The organism is Kribbella ginsengisoli (assembly GCF_039537185.1).
GTDB classification, from domain to species: domain Bacteria; phylum Actinomycetota; class Actinomycetes; order Propionibacteriales; family Kribbellaceae; genus Kribbella; species Kribbella koreensis.
In genome coordinates this window covers 245,955-268,205 of sequence record NZ_BAABAA010000005.1, presented here as the reverse complement: position 1 = coordinate 268,205, position 22,251 = coordinate 245,955, and the positions used below count along the sequence as shown (strand labels likewise).

Genomic DNA, 22,251 nt, shown 5'->3' with positions numbered 1-22,251 from the left:
CGTGCCACCCTGAAGCCATGCGGATCCTGTTCGTCGGCAACAGCTTCACCTCGCGTAACGACCTGCCTGGCCTGATCGCCGCGATGGCGGCCGAGCGTGGTATCGCTGTCGGGCACAAGCTGATCTCGGCCGGTGGCGCCTCGTTGCGCCAGCACCTGAACGCCGGGAAAGCCCTGGCAGAGCTTGCCACCGGCAACTACGACACGGTTGTCCTGCAGGAGCAGAGCACTCTCCCGCTGAAGAACCCCGCCCGTATGCACGAGAACATCCGCGACTTCCACACCGCGATCACCGAGGTCGGCGCCCAGACCGTGCTGTACATGACCTGGTCCCGCAAGAACCAGCCGCAGGCCCCGTTCACCGCGGCGTACGCCACCATCGCGGCCGAGCTCGGAGCCACCCTCGTCCCGGCCGGTCTGATCTGGGAGCACTTCCAAGCGGCCCACCCGACGCCCTCCCTGCACGACGCCGACGACTCCCACCCAGCCCTGGCCGGCAGCTACCTCACCGCCTGCGTCTTCCTGATCACCCTCCTCCACGAAGACCCCAGCCAGCTGGACCTACCGGTGAAGGGACTCCCCGAGGAGACGGCCGCCGCTCTGCGCCGCGCGGCCTGGACCATCAGCGAGCTCATCGCGGGCGTTTAGGTATTTGAACGCTCAAAGAGACCTTCGGCCCTAGTCCGACCGCGTCTTCACTACTTAGCGTTACGGCAGGTGGTGCACGCGGAGGGGTGTGCACCGTACCTACGGAGGGTTGTCGATGTCCGAGCGCGTCTTCTTCACCCGGCACGCATCACTGGCGGTGGTCATGACCGTGGCCGCCGTGGTGTTCGCCGGGATCGTTCACGCCGGCGACGACGACCACGCGAGCGGCGGTGACCGGCCCGGCCTGGCGACGATGGCCGGCCAACTGCCGACCTCCGAGCTGCCGGCCCCGGCCGGCGTGCCTGCGGATGCCGACGGCGACGAGGGCTCGCCGCTGACCACCCACGGGTCGTTCACCGACGGCAAAGGCAAGCTGACCGTCACCAGGGTGAGCGGGGCGGGAACGGTGACCGACCACGGTGACGGAACCTGGTCCTGGTCGTACACCAGCGCCGACGACGCGTCCGGCATCGTCGTGGTCCGGGTGACGGACGGTCAGCGCGCGACCGGTACCGAGTCGTTCGGCTGGACGGCGGCCAACGTCGCGCCGAGTTTCGAGCGGCCGCGGAGTACCCGGCTCGGCGCCCGTGCGGTTTCGGTGATCGCGCCCTACCGCGATCCGGGAACAGCCGACACGCACACCGCCTTCGTCCGCTGGGGTGATGGCACCACCACGCTCGCTGCCTCGGCGCGGGGCGCGGTGACCGGAAGCCATGTCTACGCAGCGACCGGCAGCTACCAGATCGGCATCAGCATCATCGACGACAACGACGGCAGGGATTCGGCGCGGCTCGGGCTGCGCACCTAGACGGTCGTGAGGGCGGCCAGGAGGGGGGAGGCCGCCCTCACGACAGATCGTCGTCGCTGAGCAGGTCGATCGCGGCCTGCCGGTCCTTGACCCGGAGCTTGCGGAGTACCGACGAGATGTGCACCCGCACGGTGGTCGGCGACAGGAACAGCCGCCGGGCCACCTCATCGGTGCTCAGCCCGTCGGCCAGCAGCTCCATCACCTCCCACTCACGCGAGGTGAGCCGGGCCGCCACCTTCGGCCGACGGCCGAACCGGGGCCGGCCGGGCGTACGGAACTCGTTCAGGATGCGGGCCACCAGCGAACGCGGAATCGCCGCCTCGCCGGACAGCACCCCGCGCAACGCGGCCGGCAGCCGGACCGGGTCGGTGTCCTTGAGCAGGTAGCCCGACGCGCCGGCCCGGAGCGAGTCGAACAGGTCTGAGTCGTCACGGGAGACGGTGAGCATCACGATCGCCACCTCAGGCCGCAACTGAGCGATCTCGGCCGCAGCCCGGATGCCGTTGCCCGGCATGTGCACGTCCAGCAGCACCACGTCCGGCTCGTGCTCCTGCACCAGCCGCACTGCCTCCGGCCCGCTCGCCGCCTCGGCACAGACCTCGAAATCGCCTGCCTCCAGGGCCGCCCGGATCTGCTGGCGCAGTTGCGGGTGGTCGTCGGCGATCACCACCCGGCGGGGCTCGGGGCTCACCATCTGACCTGCACCGTCGTTCCGTCGCCCGGCGTCGACTCAAGACGGAACACCCCCGGCAGGGCCTCCGCGCGTTCCCGCATGCTGGTCAACCCGAAACCTTGCCGACCGGAGGTCCGGCGAGCGGGATCGAACCCCGTCCCGTCGTCGGTCACCTCCAGCAGCCGGCTCTTGCCCTCCTGAGCGAGCCGCACCCGGATCCGCTCCGCCTGGCCATGCCGTACGGCGTTCAGCACCGCCTCCCGAGCCACCCTGACCAGGGCATGCCGCTGCTCGGTATCGGCTGTGATCGAGGCGTCCAGCTCCAGTGCCAGCGCAACGCCGTACCGCTCGGCGATCTGCTCGACCGCGCGTTCCAGGGCATCGGCGAGTGGCTCGTCACCGGCCCGGCCCAGCGCGACCAGCATCTGTCTCGCCTCGTCCAGGGCCCGGTCGCTCGAGGCGACGATCCGGCCGACGCGTTCCTCGTCCACCGAGGCGAAAGCGGCCAGCTCTGAGCGGATGTAGCCCAGCTCCTGCAGTACGCCGTCGTGCATCTCGCGTGCGACTCTCCGCCGGTCCTCGGCCACGGCTGCCTCGGCCTGCGCTCCCCAGTAGCGGCTGATCTCCCGGCCGGCACCGACCAGCAGCAGGAAGTAGCAGCCGGTCCGGAGTACGTCGCCGCTGTAGACCCAGTCCGGCCCGCTCGCCGGGAAGATCAGGTAATTCGCTCTGGCCAGTGCACCCAGTGCGCACGCTGGTCCGAGCCACCGCATCAGTACGTCGTCCCGCTTGCGCGCCTCGACCATGAACGCCACCGCCGCCGCGGCGAAGGCGAGCAGCGAGACGACCTGCGTGATCAGGAGAGCAGGGTGACCATGACTGCTGATCGGGGGACGAAACCCGCCCGCCACCTGCTCCGACCCCGGCAGGTTCTCGCGCTGGAACAGCACAACGAGAACGATGACCAGTACTACGCCGAGGAGCGGCGCAAACAGCCACCGTCGCCACGCCGATCGCGCCGAGCGCCGTGGAAGCAACGCGGCCGCGGCGATCAGCAACGCGCCCAGCACCCGGAGCGGAGGGGGCAGCCACAACCCCAGCAGAGCCACCCATTCCGTCTGGGCCAGAGTCAGCGCCAAACAAGCATTCGCCAAGCCCAGCGAGGCGAATCCCTGCAGCAGCAGCAAGTCCTGCCGACTCCCACTGCGCCGGAAGCGGCCGTACACGAGGTAGGACACGAGCACCGCCACACAGGCGTCGACCGTCTCCAGCACCAGGTGCGACGCAGGGCTCCGGTACTCCCACGCGCGCTGCCCTGCCGCGAACAGAGCGACCGTGACCACTACGCCGACCGCAGCGATCAGCATGGTCACAGCAGACGTGCGGCCCCCGGTCCCCGGCCGCGCCCTCGTCACGGCATTGCTCATAGTCACCGACCGTACGCCCTCGGCGCGGCTCCCTGCACCTCCACGACCCGCCGGGCCGCGGAGATGCAGGGTCTGGCTCAGCCCTTGATGGCACCGCCGAGTGCGAAGGCGCCGCCGAGCTTCCTGCTGAGCAGCAGGTAGAGCAGCAGGACGGGCAGGGTGTAGATGAGGGAGTACGCAGCCAGCTGGCCGTAGTTCGGTTCGCCGTACTGACCGAAGAAGGTGAAGATGCTCACCGAGGCCGGCAGGCGTTCGGGCGACAGCAGCAGCATGAAGGGGACGAAGAAGTTCCCCCACATGCCGATGAAGGTGAAGATGCCGACCACCGCGATACCCGGCCACATCAGCGGCAGGACGATCCGGCGGAGCGCCTGCATGTTGCTGGCGCCGTCGACCCAGGCCGCTTCCTCCAGCGAGATCGGCACGCCGTCCATGAACGTCTTGGTCAGCCAGATCGCGAACGGCAGCGACGAGGTCGCCATGAACAGGATCGTGCCGCCGAGCGTGTCGACCAGGTTGAGCTGCACGAACAGTCCGTAGACCGGCACCATCACCGCGGTGATCGGCAATCCGGTGCAGAACAGCACGGTCAGCAGGAACGGCCGGTTGAACTTCGTCTTGAAGCGGGACAACGGATACGCCGCCAGTACCGAGCAGAGCATCGTCAGCAACGCCGACCCGCCGCACAGCACGATCCCGTTCAGGACCGGCCGGTACGTCGTGGTGACGTTCAGCACCGCCTTGAAGTTCGCGAAGGTCGGGTCGGTCGGCAGCTCGACCCGCAGCCCCGCCGTCCGGTTGACCGAGGCGAACAGCACCCACAGCAACGGCAGGATGAACAGCACACCGAGGAAGAGCAGGACCAGGTTCTGGGTCAGCTTGCTGATCCGGTCACGGGCGATCATGCGGCCTCCGCATTCAGTCCACGCAGGTAGATCAGCGAGAAGACCGCGCCGATCGCGAGCATCACCAGCGCGATCGCGGTGCCGTAGCCGATCTGCGAGAAGCTGAACGCCTGCTCGTACATGTACAGCGGCAGCGTCTGGCTCTTGGTGCCAGGGCCACCCCGGGTCATCGCGAAGATCAGCCCGAACACGCTCAGCGTCTGCAGCGTGATCAGCATCAGGTTCGTCATGATCGCCCGGCTGATCATCGGCAGCGTGACGAAGATCAGCCGCTTGAGACCGGACGCGCCGTCCATCTCGGCCGACTCCTCGATCTCCTTCGGTACTTCGCTCAGCGCCGCCGAGTAGACCAGCATCGAGAACGCCGTACCCCGCCAGATGTTGGCGATCGACACCGCGATGATCGGCGCCGCGTACAACCAGTCCTGGCCGGGCAGCCCGACCTTGTGCAGGATCACGTTCAGGGTGCCGTCGGTGTTGAAGAACGCGCTGAGCAGGTACGCCGCCACCACCTCCGGCAGCACCCACGCGCCGATCACGGCGGTACCGACGAAGCTACGGATGAACTTGGTCGACCGGCGCATCAGCAACGCCAGGCCGAGGCCGAGCGTGTTCTGGCCGATGATCGCCGAGATCAGCGTGAAGACCAGGGTCAGCCAGATCGAGTTGGTGAAGGCGTGGCTGCCGAAGGCCTTGCGGAAGTTGTCCAGCCCGACGAACTTCACGTTCGCCGCCCCGGTCCCGGTCAGCGCCATGTTGGTGAACGCGGCGTAGACGCAGTACAGGATCGGGCCGGCCAGGAAGACCAGCATCAGCCCGATGGCCGGTGCCAACGGCAACATCTTGAACAGCTTGGCGCCGCGCGGTGGCCCGCTCCCATCGGCAGGCTTGCTGCCGATGGGAGCGGGCACGGCGGGAGCAGTTGTCGTCACAGGGGAAGCCCTTTCGGAAAACTTCTGCTTAGTTACCGGCGGTCGTCTTGTCCTTGCCGACGATGCCTTCGACCGCCTCGTCGTAGTTCTTGGCCGCGTCCTCCGGCGACGACTGGCCGGTCATCGTGGCCTCCATCGCGGTGATGATCTCGTTGGAGACCTTCGGGTACTCCGGCAGCGCCGGACGGTAGACGGTGACCGCGACCAGGTCGGTGAAGAACTGGGTGCTCTTGGCCGACGACTTGTAGCCGGCGTCCGAGGCGACGTCCTTGCGGACCGCGATCTGGGCGCCGTCGGTGGCGTACTTGGTCGCGTTCTTCTGCGTCTGCAGGGACTGGATGAACTTCCAGGCCGCGTCCGGCGACTTCGACTTGGCCGGGATCGCCCAGGTCCAGCCACCGGAGAGGCTGACCTTGCCCTTGCCGCCGCCGTCCTGGGTCGGCATCGCGGTCTGGCCCATCACCTCGGTCCACTGCGGCCACGGCTTGGCGCCGGTCTTCTGCCAGTTGCCGTAGATCCAGGATCCGTCGAGCGCGATCGCCAGCTTGTTGCCCGGCAGCAGCTCGGTACCGACCTTGCTGCCCATGTTCGGGTCGAGCGCCTGCTTCGGCGACGGGCCGAGGCCCTCGGTGTAGACGGTCTTGATGAAGTTCAGCGAGTCCTTGAAGCCCTGGCTGCCGACGACCCACTTCTGCTGGTCGAAGTTGTACAGGGTGTCCTTGGTGCCGTAGAGCAGCATCTCGAAGCCCTGCATGGCCGAGGCCTCGCCCATCGGCTTACCGGAGTACACGTTCATCGGGATCACGCCGGGCAGTTTCTGCTTCAGCGTCCGCGCGGTGTTCAGCACGTCGTCCCAGGTCTTCGGCTGCCAGTCGGTCGGCAGGCCGGCCTGCTTGAACAGGTTCTTGTTGTACCAGAGGGCGCGGGTGTCCGTGCCGTCCGGAATGCCGTAGGTCTTGCCGTCCTGGCCCTTGGCCGCGCCCTTGGCGGTGTCCTCGAACTGACTCCAGTCCGACCAGTCCTTGATGTAGTCGTCGAGCGGCTTCAGGTACCCCGCGGTGATGTCGGAGTTGATCAGGAAGGTGTCCTCGTAGACGATGTCCGGCGCCGTGTTCGGCGACCGCATCATCAGCTGGAGCTTGGTGTAGTAGTCGTTCTCACTCGCCACGATCGGGAGGATCTCGACCTTCGAGCCGGGGTTGGCCGCCTCGTACTCGGTCTTCGCGCCGGTGAGGAAGTTCTTCATCACCGTGCCGGGGCCCCACTGCTGGTAGGCGATCTTGATGTTCGCCGGACCGCTGCTCTGACTTCCGCCGGCCTCCGGCGTTTTCGTGGTCGACCCCTGACTACAGGCCGACACCCCCAGCAGGAGCGCGCCGACAGCTAGCACACCTGCGGTCTTGAAACCGTTCTTCATGGCCATCACGTCCACCTTCGGGCAATCGTTGTCATCCCGGTACCACCGCTCAAACCCCCTGGGCTTTCCGTGACCGTAGGAGGCCCAGACCAGTGAAGTCAATGGTTGAGAGACAACGTTGTCCTCGCCGTGACGCCGTTGCGCGGAGACCGGGTCGTAACGATCCGGTCACCGCGCCGTCATCTGTCAAACGGTAACCGGCGACGCCTCCGAACGGGCTTGTACGACGCTCCGGCCACGACTCCGCACCGCGGCGAACCCGCAGAGCAGGAGTCCCAGGACCAGCCAGCACCCGAGCACGAGGAAGGACCGGCCCGAGCCCGCGCCGTCGAAGAAGCTCACGGAGCGCAACGCGGTACCGGCTGCCCCCGGCGGCAGGAACTGGCCGAGCGAACCCCACCCGGTCGGCAGCATCTCCGGCGCGCTGGCCAGCCCGGACAACGGGTTGCCGAGCAACATCATCACCGCACCACCAGCAGCCAGGCCGACGAATCCGAACAACCCCTCCAGGCCCAGGAGCGTCAGCGAAATGGCACCGATCGACAACGCGATCACACTCGCGTTGGCCAGGTAGTTCCCCTCGAACGACCCCAGCCAGAACTGCAGCACCGCGGCCAGCGCCAGCGAGCCCGTCACGGCGAAGGCGAGCGCCCCCGCGACCCGCCGGCCGCCGCCCTTGATCCGCTGGGTCAGCACGGCCGCGGCGATGATGCCACCGAGCACCAACGGCAACGCACCGGCAGCCAGCCCGGCCCCGCGCGGATCGTCCTTCGGCAGCGGAACGACATCGGTCACCTTGACCTGTACGCCGGGATTCTCCGCCGCGAGCCTGGTCGACAACTGGGTGAGGATCTGGGCCACCGCCGGACCGCCGGCCGATGCGGTCAGCACCTCGGGCGCCTGCGGATCGAGCACGATCGCGCCGTACACGTCACGGTCCTTGATCGCCTCGACGGCGGCCGCCCGGTCGGCGACCGGGTCGATCTCGAACCCGCCCGGCATCGCCTGGTCGAGCCCGCCCTTCACCTGCGCGGCGGCCTGCGCCGGACCCGCGACGGCGATCGGCAGGTCCCGTGGCTGGGACCGCGCGGCCGGCCAGGCGAACGCGATCAGCACGACGGTCAGCATCGCGGTCAGCAAGGTGACGACGACCGCCACCGGAACGCGACGGGTCTCCTCTGCGACGGCTTGGTCCTCGGACATCCCGGGTCAGCTCCTCATTAAAACCGAATGATCGTTCTTTATCGATTCCGAGCCTGACGGGATCACGCTCAGTTGTCAAGAACGGACATTCGTTTTATGTTTGCGGTATGCCCAAGGTCACCGAGGAACACCGCGCCAACCGCCGCCGCGAGATCGTGCTGGCCGCGCGCAAGTGCGTGATGGACCAGGGCTTCCACAAGACGACGATGGCGGACGTGATCCGCGAGTCCGGGCTGTCGGCCGGCGCCGTCTACGGCTACTTCAAGAGCAAGGAGGAGATCGTCGCGGCGATCGCGGACGACGCGCTGGGCACGATCGACCAGCTCTTCGAGGGCATCCTGGCGACCGAGGCGCCGCTCACTCCGGCGGCGGCGCTCGAGGCGACCCTGGAGCACATCGTCGGGATCGCCAGCCAGCCCGGTGGCGACCTGACCAGGGTGGCGATCCAGGCCTGGGCCGAGGCGCTGCACAACGAGACGATCATGGGCACCGCCTGCTCGAAGTACCAGCACCTGCGGAGCCATTTCGAGGCGGTCGCCCGGCGGGCGCAGGCCGATGGCACGGTCACCCCGGACGCCGATCCCAAGCTGATCGCCCAGGTGCTCTTCGGCCTTGTCCCAGGCTTCATCCTCCAGCGCCTGCTGCTCGGCGACGTAACCCCCCACGGCTACAGCACCGGCCTCGCCGCCCTGCTGAACACACCAGTCCCCAAACCGGTCTAGCCCAGGGAACGATCGGCGTCTCACCTACGTCCTTCGGGTGGAGGTGGGAGCGATCGACGGGATCTGGATTCTGTTCCTCAGCCTTGCCGTCGTGGCGGGGTTCCTGGGCCTGCTCGCCTGGGCCGCGGCACGCTCGCGCAGGCGCGGGATCGGGGCGTCGATGATGGGCCCGTTCGAGCAGATGTGGCTGCCGACGGCGGCCGAGTCGCGGATCGAGATCCAGCTCCAGCAGGAGCGGAAGAAGCCGGTCGAATCCCCCGACGACCTGTGAACCTTCAAAAACTGAAGGCTTCTCCCACTTCGCGACTGTCTGCGATCGAGATGTGACGGAGGGCTTGAGACTCGCGACTTACCCGGTTAGGTTGTGCCGAGCCGCTTATTTCAGAGCTTGAACTAAGCGGGTGACAGGCAGGCACACAACGGCGCTGGGGAGTCGGAGGTGCGGTGCGTACAACCGTGGGGACAGCTCCGCCCAAGGCGGACTTCAGCTGGTACTGGACCAGCCAGACCGCAAGCTTCGTAGGCGACCGCCTGACCGGTTTCGCCGTCCCCAGCATCGCCATCCTGACGCTGAACGCCACTTCCGCCCAGGTAGGCATCCTCTCCGCCATCGGCTGGCTCGCCTACCCCACCCTCGGCCTGGTCGCCGGCGCCGCCCTGACCCACCTCCCCCGCCGCCGGGTCATGATCACCGGCGAACTACTCCGCTTCCTCCTCTTCACCACCATCCCCCTGGCCGCCCTGGCCGGCTTGGTCACGATCCCCCAACTCCTGATCGTGGTCGCCCTGGCCGGCGTAGCCACCGTCTTCGTAGACATAGCCGGCCAGTCCTACCTCCCCGTAGTAGTCCGGCCCGGAGGCCTGGTAGCCGCCAACGCCAACCTCCAAAGCTCCGACAGCCTCTCCAAACTCGCCGGCCCCGCCCTGGCCGGCCTCTTCCTCAAACTCACCGGCCCGTACACCGGCCTCCTCCTCACCGCATTGCCCTTCCTCACCTCAGCCCTGACCCGAACCCGAATCCAAACCCGCGAGCCCCCCACCACCACCAACCCCACCGCGCAATTTCAGGGGTTAACCCCTGGATTTGTGGGTTGCCAGCCCGGAACCAAGGGGGGCAACCCACAATCTGAGGGGTTAACCCCCCAAATGGCGATGTGGGGGCGGATCGCCCTGGGGCTTCGGTTCGTGAAGGGGCACGGGGTGTTGCGGCCGTTGGTGGTCGGGGCGGCCGTGCGGAGTTTCGGGACCGGGATGGTGGACGCCGTTCTGTTGCTGTTCGCCTATCGGGTGCTGGGGTTGTCGAGCCTGCAAGGCGGACTGCTGATCGCGGCCGGGTCCGTCGGCGGGCTGGTCGGGGCGTTCGCCGCCAACCGCCTGGTCGATCGGATCGGGACACACCGCACTCTCCTGCTGACTGGGCTGGAAGGCGTGTTCTGGTTGGCGATTCCGGTCAGTTTGGTGTTTGCGCCGGCGATCGTGCTCGTCATCATCCGCGTCTGCGCGTCGGTCTGGACGCCGGTATGGAACGTCCTCACCACCAGCATCCGCCAGAACGTCACCCCCGCAGACCTCCAGAGCACCGTCCACGCGACCGCCCGCACCGTCACCTCCTCCACCATCCCGCTCGGCGCACTGACGGGCGGCTTCGCGGCCGGCGTACTGGGTGGACATCTCGGAACGTCCACAGCACTGGTCCTCGTCCTCGCGACGGGAGGTGTGATCGCCGGAGCCAGCGTCTTGTCGATCGGAAGAACAAGCCAAGCCTGAGGGAGATCGTATGCGCCCCACTACGACGCGAACGCTGAACACCAAGGAATTCGCGGACATCAAGCACACTGTGTCCATCCGTTCCAAGGCCCGCAAGAACCTCCTGCTCGACCCCAGCTACGCCGCACCCCTGCCGCAGGAGGTCAGCCTCCAACTGACCTACCGCTGCAACCTGCGCTGCACCCACTGCTACCAGTGGAACGAGCAAGGCTTCTTCCGCGACTTCAGCATCCAGAAGCAGAAGACCGAGCTGGACCTCGAGGTGATCGAGGACGTACTCCGTACCACCGCCCCCGTCCGCTCCAAGCTCTTCCTCTGGGGCGGCGAGCCGCTCATGCACACCAAGTTCGACCAGGTTGCGGACCTCCTGGTGAAGTACCCGCGCACCGTCAACATGTGCACCAACGGCCTGCTCTTCAAGCGCAAGCTCGACGACCTGCTGAAGATCGGTGAGAACCTCAACCTGCTGGTCAGCCTGGACGGCCTCGGCGAGGACCACGAGGCGCTGCGCGGCCGCGGCACCTTCAAGCGCACGATGGAGAACATCCAGCTGATGCTGGACCTCAAGCGCAAGGGCGAATGGGACGGCGAGCTGTCGCTGTCCTGCATGGTCAGCCACGTCACCGTGCACAAGATGTACGAGTTCATGGAGTGGGCCGAGGAGCTCGGCGTGAACACCGTCTACTTCCAGTTCCCCTGGTACATCAGCCCATCGGTCGCCAACTCGATGGACGAGCTGTACGAGAAGACCTTCTCCTGGCTGAACCCCAGCACCGACACCAAGAAGCCCACCTGGCACTCGTACACCTACCAGCTGCCCGAGGAAGAGCTGCCGGCCTTGAAGGACTCGATGGCCCGCCTGGCCTCCCGGGCCTGGAACGTCCGCCTCCGCTATCAGCCGCAGCTCGAGGACGACGAGGTCGACGACTTCATCCTCGGTACGTCCCGCCCGGCCCAGCACCGCAGCAAGTGCCTCGCGGTGTCGAACCGGATGGAGGTCCACGCCGACGGCGCCGTCAGCTCCTGCAAGTTCTTCCCGGAGTTCGTGGTCGGCAACCTGTACGACCAGTCGGTGAACGACCTGTGGCAGAGCCAGTCCTTCAAGGAGGTCCGCCGGATCATGTCCGAGAACGGCATGATGCCGGTCTGCTCGAAGTGCATTCTCCTTTATCTGAACGGAGTCTGAGGTGGAGATCGAAGAACGCGTCAAGAACGTCCTGGCCAGGGTCCTCGACAACGGCATCACGGCCGGGGAGATCGGCCCCGAGGCGGACCTCGTCGAGCAGTACGGCCTGGACTCGCTGCAGACCATCACCTTCCTGCTGGCGATCGAGGACGAGTTCGACCTCGAGCTCGACTACCCGAACCTCCAGCTGGACGATCTGCGCTCGGTCCGCCAGTTCAGTACCTTCGTCGCCAACCTGGCGGCCCCAGTTCGATGAGCAGTCATCTCGTGAACCGGGTGGTGCGGCTGGGCACGTTCGACGCCGAGTCAAGATGGCGCCCGACGGACCTGGCCGCCCTCCCGGCGATCGGTACCAGCGCCAGCGACCCAGCCGTCGACGCGATGGACGAGCTACTGGCCGGCTTCTGCGACCCCGGCGACCTGCTGATCACCCGGCGCCCGATGTCGGCGGCGGTACGCGAAGGCCTTGCAGCCATGGGATTGCACTTCGATCACCTGGCGCTCGGCGAACCCGGCCCCGGCCCGATCGAGCGCCACGTCCTGGCCGACCAGGCGATCATGAGCCGGATCCGCGGCGCCACCATCGCGCCGTACGCCGTCCTGCCGGAGACCTGGACCCTCGCGGAACAGTTGCTGCCGGCACCGGATGTGGTTGCCCAGGTCAACTCGAAAACCTGGTCCGACGAGCTGGTCCGGCGACTGGGACTGCCCGGTGCCGGCCGGGTGGTTCGCAGTACCGACGAATTGGTCGACGCCGTCACTTCCCTTGATTTCAAGGCCTTGATCAAGGATCCGTACGGCGTCTCCGGCCGGGCACTGCTCGAAGCGAGCTCCCCCGGCATCCTCAAGGCGATCGAGCGAGTCCTCCGCAAGCAGGTCGGCAACGGCCTGCGGATCGAGCTCGTCGTACAGGAGAAGCTCCCCAAACAGCACGACTTCTCCGGCCACTTCCACCTCGACCAGAACGGCAGCTGGGAGTTCCTCGGCATCCAGCAGATGACGAATCGCGGCTTCCGCCACTTCGGCTCCAGCCCCGCGACCCCGTCACTGATCGACCAGGGCTGGTACGCCGAAACCGTCAGCGAAGTCATCCCCGCCCTCACCGAGGCCGGCTACTGGGGACCGGTCGGCGTCGACTCGATGCTGCTCGACGACGGCACCGTGATCCCCGTCCTCGAGATCAACGCCAGGCAATCACTCGGCCTGCTGGCGATCCGCCTCGACCGCCAGGCCAGGGAGCACGGCCTCACCGGCCACCTCTGGCAACTCGAACTCAACCTCGCCGCCGGCGAGACCATCGAAGACCTGACCCGGGCCTTCGCCCCCATCCGGTACGCCGGAACCGCACAGCCAGGCGTCACGGTGCTCAACGGGAGCACCCTGGCGTCCCCCGGCGGGCGGGTCCACGTCGCCATCTTCTGCGCCGCCGGTGAGATCCACCGTTGGCGGCAACGCCTGCTGACCGAAGTGATCTCGGCCGGCCTGACACCACGAGGGATGACCGATGCCGCTTGAGATCGGCTTGATCGGAGCCACCGGGATCGCCGAACGTACTCTGCTGGCGCAGGGTGCCGGCGTCAGAGCAGTCGCCGCGAGCGATCCCGTCCGCGCCAAGGAATACGCCGGCCGGCACGAGATCCCGGTCGTGCACGAGAACTATGCAGCGCTGCTCGCCGACCCGGCGATCGACGCCGTCTACATCTCGCTGCACAACTCCGCCCACCACCGCTGGGCCGTCCGGGCGGCGGTCGCCGGCAAGCACGTGATCGTCGAGAAGCCGCTCTGCCTCACCGCCGAGGAGCTGGCCGAGCTGTCCTTCGCCGCCACGGACGTGAAGGTCTTCGAGGCCGTCGCGACCGCGGATCACCCGTGGCAGCAGACGGTTCACGACTTCGTTCACGGCGAGCCCTACGGGCCGTTGGTCAAGGCGGAGACGACCGTCAGGTTCGCAGTACCGGCTCCCGGTGGGTATCGCGATCGGCCGGAGCTCGGCGGCGGCATCTTCTACGACGCCGCGAGCTACTGGCTACAGGCTGTCCAGGCGACGATCGGGCTGGACCCAGTCGCTGCCGAGGGCAGGTCGGACTTCGACGGACCCAACGGCGTCGACCGTTCGTTCGAGGCTTCGTTGCGCTGGGCAACCGGTGTCGAGGCGACGCTGACCGCCGACGTCGGCGAGCAGCACATCTCGGACCATGTCTTCACCTTCGAACGCGCCACGGTCAAGCTGAGGAACTTCCTCCGCCCGGTCGCCGGGGCGGTGCCGCTCAACCTGATCGTCACCCCCACCGACGGCGACCGCCAGGTGATCGGCTTCCCGGCGATCTCGTACTACGAACGCCAACTCACCCGAATCCTCGACAGCCTGACCGACGACCTGGACGCGGCCACCCCGCGGATCACGTTGATGGACGAGATCTACTCCGACGCCCGCCGCCGCAAGGACAACCGATGAGCAACAAGCGCGAACTCGACCGCCCGGCCATCACCCAGATCCTGGAGGAAGCCGGCGTCGACCCCAGCGGCGAGGTCACCGAGCTGACCGAGGGTACGTACAACACCGTCTACCGGATCGGCTCCGACCTGATCCTGAAGGTCTCCCCCGACCCGGACGCGCCGGTGCTGAGCCATGAGCACGACCTGATCCACACCGAAGCCCTCTTCTACCAAGCGGCCCGCGGCAAGGCGCCGGTACCCGAGGTCATCCACAGCGGCGACGACTACCTACTGATGACGGCACTCCCCGGTACGACGATGCAGGGCGTTCCCGACGATGAGCGGGCCGTTCTCCAGCGTGAGCTGGGCGGGATCGTGTCGACTCTCCACGAAGTGACCGGCTCGGCCTTCGGGTATCCGCAGAAGGGGCTGGTCGCCACCTGGAGCGGGGCGTTCCTGTCGATGGTCGACGACGTCCTGGCCGATGCCAGCCGGTTCGCCGTGGAGCTGCCGCGGCCGGCCGAGCAGCTCCGGCAACTCGTCCTCAGCCGGCTCGACCTGCTGGACGAGGTACAGACTCCGCGATTGATCCACTTCGACCTGTGGGACGGCAACATCCTGGTCGAGGACGGGCGGATCACCGGGCTGATCGACGGGGAGCGCGCGTTCTGGGGTGATCCGGTCGCCGAGTTCGCCTCGCTCACCTTGTTCCGCTCCGCACCTGATGCCGACCTGCTGGCCGGGTACGGCGAGCTCGAGTTGGGCGAGACTCTCGTTCTTTACCGGGTCTATCTCTACCTGATCATGCTGGTCGAGGGGACGCCCCGCGGCTACGAGGGTCCGGACCGCGAAGCGATGGTGAATCTGATCCTTCGGCACCTGAACAAGGACCTGGACCGCCTGTGATCGAGATCCTCACCTCGGGCGTAGCACTGGGCGTCCACGTTCCGGGCCTGCTCCTCGCAGACCGCCTCGCCGAACAAGGCCAGGCTGCGAACGTCTCCGTGCTGGAGCGCCTGATGCCGCCCGAGACGCTCGCCACCACGGCCCGCTCCAAGCAGGCCTTCCACCGCGACTTCCGGATCGCCCTGGCCGGTCAGAAGCTCGCCCGCGATGCCTCAGTCGCCACCGAGGAGGCAGCTGTCACCGCACTCCTCGACGACTGGCATGCGCGGCGCGTGACCCGCTTCGTGGTCTTCTCCGGCTTCTGGCTCCCACTGGTCGAGCGGTACATCGCCCAGTACGGCGAAGTCCCCGTGGACGTGTGCCATGTCGACTCGGTCCAATCGCCATCCTTCGACAAGGCCGGCCCGACATCCCTGCCGGTGCGGCACATCTGGCTCGCAGACGCCGACAACCTGACTATTCCCTGCAGCATCCCAGTCAGCCGCGACGCCGCTGTGCCTTGGCGGGAGAGGGAACAGCGCCTCCTCGTGCACGGCGGTGGCTGGGGCATGGGCACCTACCGCGAGCGAGCCGATGACCTACTCCAGGCAGGCTTCGAGCTGGACGTGGTCGCGTACGAGGACCGGGACCTCTCCACCAAGGGCGTGCGCTACTTCATGATCGACCCGGAGTGGCACCCGTGGCTCGACGACGGCTATCCGCCCTTCGGTCAGGTAGTAGCAGGGCGGCCGACCACCTTCCACCAGCGGTCCGGGCACCACGGCTCCTTCGACCTGTGCCGCCAAGCGCTCGCCACAGTGAGCAAGCCCGGTGGAGGCACACTGCTCGACTCGCTGTGGTCCGCGACACCGACAGTCCTGCTGGAGCCGTTCGGCCCACATGAGCAGCGCAATGCCGACCTGTGGATCGAGCTGGGCTTCGGCATCTCGTTCGAGCGGTGGCAGCAGAAGGGGTTCGCTGTGGAGGTACTGGAGGACCTGCACAAAGCACTGGTCGCTGCGGACGTCCCCGACTACTCGCAGGCCCTCCTATGAAGACTTCTTTGTGGCAGACGTTCGCCCTGGAGATGGATGAGAAGCGTCCGGGCTTCGCCAAGGGGCCCTGGTTCACGATGAACACAGTGCTGACGCTGGACGACAGACTGGACGCCGACCGGCTAGCTACGGCTTTCCACCGGCTACAGCAGCGCCACGAGGTACTGCGCACAGAGGTCAGCAGCGACCGGCTCCAACTGATCCACCCCGAGCCCCGCTCGTCGCTGGAGCTGGTCGACGAGGTCAGCTCGCACGCCCCGGTAGACATCGCCCGCCCGATCAGACTGCGCCTAGCCGGCAACCAGCTCGCACTGCACCTCCACCACATGGTCTCCGACCCAGTAACCCTCTGGGAGACAGTCACCGAGCTAGCAGCCCTCTACACCGGCCAAGAGCTACCACCGCCCGCCCAGTACACCGACTACACAACAGCAGAGGCAGACCAGGTACGCCGTACCAGCAAAGAAGCCGCCGCCTGGTGGCACTCGAAGATCCGCGATACCAAGGTCTCACCGCAACCCTCCTCAACCGGCGATCCGCTGGCCTACCGTGACGACCTGCTCAGCGCGCAAGAGGTTGCCGCCGTCGACGCACTGACCAAGCAGCACCGGAGCACACCCCTCGTCACCTACCTGGCCGCACTTGCCCACGGCATGGACCCCCACGTCGGCCCCGGCGACACCCTGGCGTTCACCACCCTCTTCGGCAAGCGCGACCGCCCAGCCTGGCAGCACCTACTCGGCCCCTGCATCGTCCCCTCCTATTTGGCCATCCCCCGCGTCACCGGCTCGCTAGCAGCCGACGTACCGGCAGTACGGGACGCCGTAGTCGGTTGCAGCCGCTACGCCCGCTACCCCGCCTCAGCGATCTACGCGACGATCCAAGACCCCCAGCGCACCCCGTTCTTCGAGTACGTCCCCCAGCAATGGCCCACCGGCTTCACCTTCGGCACGGTCAAAGCAGAGGTCGCCACAGCCGCCGGCCCCAAGGACACTGGGCTAGCGGACGCTCTGGCGATCCGCGTCCGCACCAGGACGGATGGCGTACTCACTGGCCACTTCAGTGCCGACGGCACCGACTGGACCGAGCCGCTGGTCCACCAAGTGCGGGCCGGCATCCGCGACTACCTCCTCCACGAAGAGGGGACCTAGCACTACCCCCAGAGGCTGCCCAACTCCCTGGGGAGCGCGTCTGGCTCTCCGTAGCGTCGTTCTCGTCAGTCGGGACAGCTACAAGGGGTCAGTCATGAGGCGTAACAAGGAAGCACTCACCAGATCGAACCACTCGGTCGTGCTGCAGGACGTACGCCGGGTCTATGGCAAGGGCGGCAATGCCGTCACCGCGCTGGACGGTGTCACGATCAGCTTCGCGCGGGGCACCTTCACCGCCGTGATGGGGCCGTCGGGCTCGGGCAAGAGCACCTTCCTGCACTGCGCTGCGGGACTCGACCGGCCGACCGCCGGTACGGTCGCGATCGACGACGTACCGCTGGCCGGCCTGAACGAGCGGCAGCTCACCGAGCTGCGCCGGGAGCGGATCGGCTTCGTCTTCCAGTCGTTCAACCTGCTGCCGGCCCTGACGGTCTGGCAAAACGTCACGCTGCCGCAGGAGCTCGACGGCCGCCGTACCAACAAGGCCGCCGTCCGCGAGGTACTGGACCGGGTAGGCCTCAGCGGCAAGCACAAGAGCCGCCCGGGCGAACTGTCCGGCGGCCAGCAGCAGCGCGTCGCCATCGCCCGCGCCCTGGTCGCCCGGCCCGCGGTGATCTTCGCCGACGAGCCGACCGGCGCTCTGGACACCCAGACCGCCGCCGACGTCCTCGACCTGCTCCGCGAGCCCGTCCGCACCCAGGGCCAGACCGTCGTCATGGTCACCCACGACCCGGTCGCGGCCTCGTACGCCGACCAGGTGGTCTTCCTCGCCGACGGCGTACTGGCCGGCAGCCTGGTCTCACCGACCGCCGAGCAGGTAGCAGACCGCCTCACCCACCTCGGCGCCCGCGCGGCCCGCGCCGCCCAAGCAGCCCGTGCGGCGCACGAAGCAGCCGGAGTCGGACGATGATGCGCCTGGCCGTCCGCACCCTGCGCTATCGCAAGAGCGGCTTCATCGCCACCTTCGTCGCCGTCATCTTCGGCACCGCCATCGTGCTCGCCTGCGGTGGCCTGATGGAGACCGGCATCCGCTCCAACGTCGCACCCGAGCGCCTCGCCGCAGCGCCGATCGTCGTCACCGGCAAGCTCACCCACCTCCGTCCGGGCAAGGAAGATGTCACCCACCTGACCGAACAGGTCGGCATCGACGACTCGGTCGCCGCCAAGATCCGTTCCCTGCAAGGCGTCACCGACGTCATCGGCGACCAGACCTTCCCCGCCCCGGTCCCCCAGGGCCAGGGCTTCAGCAAGGGCGAAGGCCACGACTGGTCAGCCGCGGCCCTCGCCCCCTTCACCCTCACCTCCGGTACTGCGCCTCGCCCCGGCGGAGTCGTCCTGGACGCAACGACCGCGCGGGACCTCCACGCGAAGCTCGGTGGCAAGGTGAACCTGCTGGTCGGTGGCCGGCGAACCGCCTTCACCGTCGACGGAATCGCCGCCGGCCCGGCCGGCAACACCTTCTTCTCCGACCAGGACGCCAGCCGTCTCGCCGGCCAACCCGGGAAGTTCTCCTCCCTCGGCGTACTCGTTGCCCCTGGCACCGACCTGAAGGCACTGCGGAAGCAGATCGAGAAGACCGCCGACGTGTCCGCGCTGATCGGTCTCGATCGTGGCCAGGTCGAGCACCCGGACGCGGCCGTCAAGAAGGTCGTGCTGATCTCGGTGGCCGGCTCGTTCGGTGGCATCGCGACGATGACGATGATGTTCGTCGTCGCCTCGACGCTGGCCCTGGCCGCCCAGCACCGGCAGCGCGAGTTCGCGTTGCTACGCAGCATCGGGACGACGCCTGGCCAGGTCCGGCGGATGATCCTGGGTGAGGCGATGCTGGTGTCGCTGCCCGCAGTACTGGCTGGTGTGATCCCCGGCGCGTTGCTCGGGCGCTTCCTCTTCGATCAGCTCTCGAAGAACGGGGTGGCGTCGCCTGACGTGACCTTCTACCAGGGGCTGATCCCGTTCGCTGCCGGTGCGGGAGCCGCAGTACTGGCGGCTGTCGGTGCGGCGTTCATGGCGTCGCGGCGGTCAGCCAAGATCCGGCCGGTCGAGGCGCTGGTCGAGTCCTCGCTGCAGACCAAGTGGTTCAGCTGGGTGCGACTCGTGATCGGCCTGCTCTTCGTCGGCGGCGGTCTCGCGCTGATGATCGTGACGGGAGCCGTGATGAGCGGGCCGCTGGCCGGCGCGACTGCAGGTCCCGCGGTGCTGTGCTGGGCGATCGGTCTGGCAGTGCTCGGCCCGCTGGTCACCAAGCTGATCCTCGGCATCCTCCGCTGGCCGTTGTACGCGGTGAGCCGGGTCAACGGACGGCTCGCGATCCTCAACGTGACGGCGCGATCCGTCGCCATGTCGGCCGCGGTGATGCCGGTCATGCTGGCCGTCGGGATCGCCACCGCCAACATCTACATGCAGACCACCAACGTCGACGCGGCCTCGAAGGCGTTCACCAAGGACCTGCGCGCCGACGCAGTACTCGTCTCGACCGCCTCGGGTCTCTCGCCGTCGCTTCTCCCCCAGGTCCAGGCGCTGAAGGGGGTGGCGAGCGCGTCCGCCTACGTCACCAGCCTCGGCGTCATCGACGAGCCGCGGAACGCGCCGTTCGACGAAGACGGCGCACTCCTGCAGGGCATCTCGCCCCAGGGCTCGGACGGTACTGCGCCGGTACGCCTGACCACCGGCTCCCTCGAGGGCCTGACCGGCAACACGGTCGCGCTCCCCGACGCGGTCGCCACCAAGATCCAGCGTCCGGTCGGTACGTCGATCAAGATGACCCTCGGCGACGGCACCCCGGTGGAGCTGAAGGTAGTAGCCACCTTCGCGGCCGAACGCGGCTACGAAAGCATCGTCCTCCCCGCCGACCTGGTCGCCGCCCACACCACCGATCGCCTGGCCCCGCAGATCCTCGTCCGCGCCGAGCCCGGCGCGTCGATCGCACCCGCCCTGGCCGAACTCGCCGCCGCGACTCCCGGCGTACAGGTAGCCGACCGCGACGCTCTCATCGCCGGCAACAACGAAGACCTCAAAACCCAAGCCTGGATCAACTATCTCCTGGTCGGCATGCTCATCGCCTACACCGCAGTCTCGGTAGTCAACACCCTGGCGTCCGCCACAGTCCGCCGCCGCCGCGAGTTCGGCCTCCAACGCCTCACCGGCTCCACCCGAGGCCAAGTCCTCAGAATGCTCACCACAGAAGGCATCCTCGTAGCCCTCTCCGGCATAGTCCTAGGCACCCTGGTAGCCCTGGCCACCCTCCTCCCCTACGCCTCAGCAGTCTCCACCAGCGCAACCCCCTCAGGCCCCATCTGGATCTACCTGATCATCATCGGAATCGCCTTCGTCCTGACGATGCTCTCCACCCTCATCCCCGCCACAAAGTCCCTCTCCACCAGACCTGCCGAGGCCGCCGCACGCGCCGACTGACCCCACGCGTCCCCCTCGGCCAGGAACTGGGACCCCGGACCCCCCGTCCGGGGCCCCAGTCCCCTCCCCACCCACCCACCCACCATTTGAGGGGTTAACCCCTGAGATGGTGGGTTGCCCCCTCAGAACCACGTAGGGCAACCCACCAACTGAGGGGTTAACCCCCGAAATGGGCAGAGCCGCCGCAGCCTCGCGCCGCATCTTCCGCGCGGCAGGCGCGGCGCGCGCGGCGGGCGCGGCGGGCGCGGGGGGCGCGGCGGGCGCGGGGCGGATTGGGTGAGTTACTTGGCGGGGGTTGGTTCGGCGACTGGCTGGAGAGCGATTGTGGTTGCCTGCACCAGACCAGCGTGACGACGGAGCCAGACTGAGACCGGGAGCTGGAGGTCTTCAAAGTCCTTCTCCTCCAGCGCGACCGGCGGAGTCGGCACGCTCGCACCGAGCTCGGCGAGGACCGGACGCAAATGCAGGTCAGCAAGCAGCTTGTGACTGGGAGCAGCCGACACAGTGACCGGTACGACGACCGAGCCAGCCAGCGCCAGATGCGGCAGCACGTCGAGGAAGCTCTTCAGCAACCCCGTGTAACTCCCCTTGTAAACAGGCGTAGCCAGCACGATCACCGAAGCCGACGACACCAGCTCGATCGCACTGTCCAACGCCTCCCGATCCGCCTCGGCCGCGCTCTCCCCCTGGAAGATCGCCGGCGCGAACGTGACGAGATCGACCAGCTCGTCGATCCGGTACGGCGTACCGAGCTCAGAAGCAAGCAACTCGGCCACCGACGCGGCAGCCGCCGCCGTCCGGGACCCGGCTTTCGGATTCCCCACCACGGTGACGACGGATTGCGGCCAGACCGGCGGATCCGGCACGATCCGCGGCTCGAAGACGGTTGAGGGCATCGGGACCCAACTCCTGGGAGGTTCGGCAGTGAGATCTCGAGCCTAACCAAAGTCGAGCTGGCTACTTGACTTTCTCAGCTGGTGAACGATTCGCCCTCACCTTGACAACCACGAACCAGGTCACCGCGGCCACCGCACCCGCCAGTACGACGTACTGCAGCACCCCCACCGACGACTCCACGACATGCCACTTCTCACCCAGCGCATACCCCGCGACGATCAGCGCCGTGTTCCACACCGCACTCCCCAGCGCCGTCAGCGCGAGGAACAACGGCACGGTCATCCGCTCGACACCGGCCGGCACGGAGATCAGACTCCGTACCACCGGCACCAACCGCCCGATCAGGACCGCCTTGGCGCCATGCCGGTCGAACCACTCCTCCGCCTTGTCGACGTCCTCGAGCTTGACCAACGGCAGCCGCGCCGCCAGCCCGCGCGTCCGCTCCCGCCCGAGCACGCCGCCCACGCCGTACAGCGCGAGCGCACCCACCACCGACCCGAGCGTCGTGAACAAGATCGCGCTGATCAACCCGAGATCACCCCGATTGGCCGCGAACCCCGCCAGCGGCAGGATCACCTCGCTCGGCAACGGCGGGAACAGGTTCTCCAGCGCCACCGCCAGCCCGGCGCCCGGAGCACCCAGCTTCTCCATCAGGTCGATCGCCCAACCGGCCACACCGGTCGGCTCCTGCGTCGTCTGCGCGAGCGCGCTCATCGTCACACCTGGTTC

The 22,251-nt window shown here is 67.6% G+C and carries 22 protein-coding genes; 14 read left to right on the top strand and 8 right to left on the bottom strand.

All coding sequences use genetic code 11. The annotated features are described in order from the left end of the window. Positions 1-17: 17 nt before the first annotated feature. Both ABD768_RS20000 and ABD768_RS19995 read left to right on the top strand, forming a co-directional pair. Positions 18-647: an SGNH/GDSL hydrolase family protein gene (locus ABD768_RS20000; RefSeq protein WP_344842697.1), complete on the top strand. Its 630-nt coding sequence runs from the start codon at positions 18-20 to the stop codon at positions 645-647. A 115-nt stretch (positions 648-762) separates the two neighbouring features. Continuing rightward, positions 763-1,455, top strand: a complete 693-nt coding sequence (locus ABD768_RS19995; RefSeq protein ID WP_344842695.1) for an Ig-like domain-containing protein — start codon at positions 763-765, stop codon at positions 1,453-1,455. Between the two features lie 37 nt (positions 1,456-1,492). Here the strand turns inward: ABD768_RS19995 and ABD768_RS19990 are convergent, their stop codons facing one another. The 6 genes from ABD768_RS19990 to ABD768_RS19965 all read right to left on the bottom strand — a co-directional run bounded on the left by ABD768_RS19990 (position 1,493) and on the right by ABD768_RS19965 (position 8,012). After that, on the bottom strand, positions 1,493-2,149 hold the full coding sequence (locus tag ABD768_RS19990; RefSeq protein WP_343964539.1) for a response regulator: 657 nt from the start codon (positions 2,147-2,149) through the stop codon (positions 1,493-1,495). Continuing rightward, positions 2,143-3,555 (bottom strand): sensor histidine kinase, encoded by a 1,413-nt coding sequence (locus tag ABD768_RS19985; protein ID WP_344842692.1) that lies wholly within the window; start codon positions 3,553-3,555, stop codon positions 2,143-2,145. Before ABD768_RS19985 ends, ABD768_RS19990 begins: the two co-directional genes overlap by 7 nt. Before the next feature lie 77 nt (positions 3,556-3,632). Continuing rightward, positions 3,633-4,460: a carbohydrate ABC transporter permease gene (locus ABD768_RS19980; RefSeq protein ID WP_343964537.1), complete on the bottom strand. Its 828-nt coding sequence runs from the start codon at positions 4,458-4,460 to the stop codon at positions 3,633-3,635. After that, positions 4,457-5,392, bottom strand: coding sequence for a carbohydrate ABC transporter permease (locus ABD768_RS19975; RefSeq protein WP_343964535.1), 936 nt, complete (start codon positions 5,390-5,392; stop codon positions 4,457-4,459). Before ABD768_RS19975 ends, ABD768_RS19980 begins: the two co-directional genes overlap by 4 nt. Before the next feature lie 28 nt (positions 5,393-5,420). Beyond that, positions 5,421-6,815: an extracellular solute-binding protein gene (locus ABD768_RS19970; RefSeq protein ID WP_344842687.1), complete on the bottom strand. Its 1,395-nt coding sequence runs from the start codon at positions 6,813-6,815 to the stop codon at positions 5,421-5,423. 180 nt (positions 6,816-6,995) lie between these two features. Further along, positions 6,996-8,012 carry an ABC transporter permease gene (locus tag ABD768_RS19965; protein WP_344842684.1) on the bottom strand — a complete coding sequence of 339 codons (1,017 nt, stop codon included), beginning with the start codon at positions 8,010-8,012 and terminating at the stop codon, positions 6,996-6,998. Positions 8,013-8,119: 107 nt separating this feature from the next. On the opposite strand from ABD768_RS19965, the gene ABD768_RS19960 reads away from it, so the two are divergent. The 12 genes from ABD768_RS19960 to ABD768_RS19905 all read left to right on the top strand — a co-directional run bounded on the left by ABD768_RS19960 (position 8,120) and on the right by ABD768_RS19905 (position 20,625). Then, a complete protein-coding gene (locus ABD768_RS19960) occupies positions 8,120-8,734 on the top strand; it encodes a TetR/AcrR family transcriptional regulator (RefSeq protein WP_344842682.1) in 615 nt (204 codons plus the stop codon). A gap of 37 nt (positions 8,735-8,771) precedes the next feature. Further along, positions 8,772-9,005 carry a hypothetical protein gene (locus tag ABD768_RS19955; protein WP_343964528.1) on the top strand — a complete coding sequence of 78 codons (234 nt, stop codon included), beginning with the start codon at positions 8,772-8,774 and terminating at the stop codon, positions 9,003-9,005. Between the two features lie 173 nt (positions 9,006-9,178). Continuing rightward, positions 9,179-10,501: an MFS transporter gene (locus tag ABD768_RS19950; protein ID WP_344842679.1), complete on the top strand. Its 1,323-nt coding sequence runs from the start codon at positions 9,179-9,181 to the stop codon at positions 10,499-10,501. A gap of 10 nt (positions 10,502-10,511) precedes the next feature. Further along, entirely contained in the window at positions 10,512-11,687 is a 1,176-nt protein-coding gene (locus ABD768_RS19945; RefSeq protein ID WP_344842676.1) for a radical SAM protein, read from the top strand. A gap of 1 nt (position 11,688) precedes the next feature. Beyond that, entirely contained in the window at positions 11,689-11,943 is a 255-nt protein-coding gene (locus ABD768_RS19940) for an acyl carrier protein (protein ID WP_344842674.1), read from the top strand. After that, positions 11,940-13,202 (top strand): ATP-grasp domain-containing protein, encoded by a 1,263-nt coding sequence (locus tag ABD768_RS19935; protein WP_344842672.1) that lies wholly within the window; start codon positions 11,940-11,942, stop codon positions 13,200-13,202. The genes ABD768_RS19940 and ABD768_RS19935 overlap by 4 nt, the downstream gene beginning before the upstream one ends. After that, positions 13,192-14,142, top strand: a complete 951-nt coding sequence (locus ABD768_RS19930; RefSeq protein WP_344842669.1) for a Gfo/Idh/MocA family protein — start codon at positions 13,192-13,194, stop codon at positions 14,140-14,142. The genes ABD768_RS19935 and ABD768_RS19930 overlap by 11 nt, the downstream gene beginning before the upstream one ends. Next, positions 14,139-15,029: a phosphotransferase family protein gene (locus tag ABD768_RS19925; RefSeq protein ID WP_344842666.1), complete on the top strand. Its 891-nt coding sequence runs from the start codon at positions 14,139-14,141 to the stop codon at positions 15,027-15,029. Before ABD768_RS19930 ends, ABD768_RS19925 begins: the two co-directional genes overlap by 4 nt. After that, on the top strand, positions 15,026-16,063 hold the full coding sequence (locus ABD768_RS19920) for a glycosyltransferase family protein (RefSeq protein WP_344842663.1): 1,038 nt from the start codon (positions 15,026-15,028) through the stop codon (positions 16,061-16,063). Before ABD768_RS19925 ends, ABD768_RS19920 begins: the two co-directional genes overlap by 4 nt. Next, the gene (locus ABD768_RS19915) at positions 16,060-17,214 is read left to right on the top strand and encodes a hypothetical protein (protein WP_344842660.1); all 1,155 of its coding nucleotides are present in this window, start codon (positions 16,060-16,062) and stop codon (positions 17,212-17,214) included. Before ABD768_RS19920 ends, ABD768_RS19915 begins: the two co-directional genes overlap by 4 nt. Positions 17,215-17,308: 94 nt before the next feature. Continuing rightward, entirely contained in the window at positions 17,309-18,124 is an 816-nt protein-coding gene (locus ABD768_RS19910) for an ABC transporter ATP-binding protein (RefSeq protein ID WP_344842657.1), read from the top strand. Continuing rightward, positions 18,121-20,625, top strand: a complete 2,505-nt coding sequence (locus ABD768_RS19905) for an ABC transporter permease (RefSeq protein ID WP_344842654.1) — start codon at positions 18,121-18,123, stop codon at positions 20,623-20,625. The genes ABD768_RS19910 and ABD768_RS19905 overlap by 4 nt, the downstream gene beginning before the upstream one ends. 281 nt (positions 20,626-20,906) lie before the next feature. Here ABD768_RS19905 and ABD768_RS19900 read toward each other — a convergent pair whose 3' ends face one another. Both ABD768_RS19900 and ABD768_RS19895 read right to left on the bottom strand, forming a co-directional pair. Continuing rightward, on the bottom strand, positions 20,907-21,521 hold the full coding sequence (locus ABD768_RS19900; RefSeq protein ID WP_344842651.1) for an NADPH-dependent FMN reductase: 615 nt from the start codon (positions 21,519-21,521) through the stop codon (positions 20,907-20,909). Positions 21,522-21,582: 61 nt separating this feature from the next. Next, positions 21,583-22,236: a DedA family protein gene (locus ABD768_RS19895; protein ID WP_343964506.1), complete on the bottom strand. Its 654-nt coding sequence runs from the start codon at positions 22,234-22,236 to the stop codon at positions 21,583-21,585. Positions 22,237-22,251 lie beyond the last annotated feature (15 nt).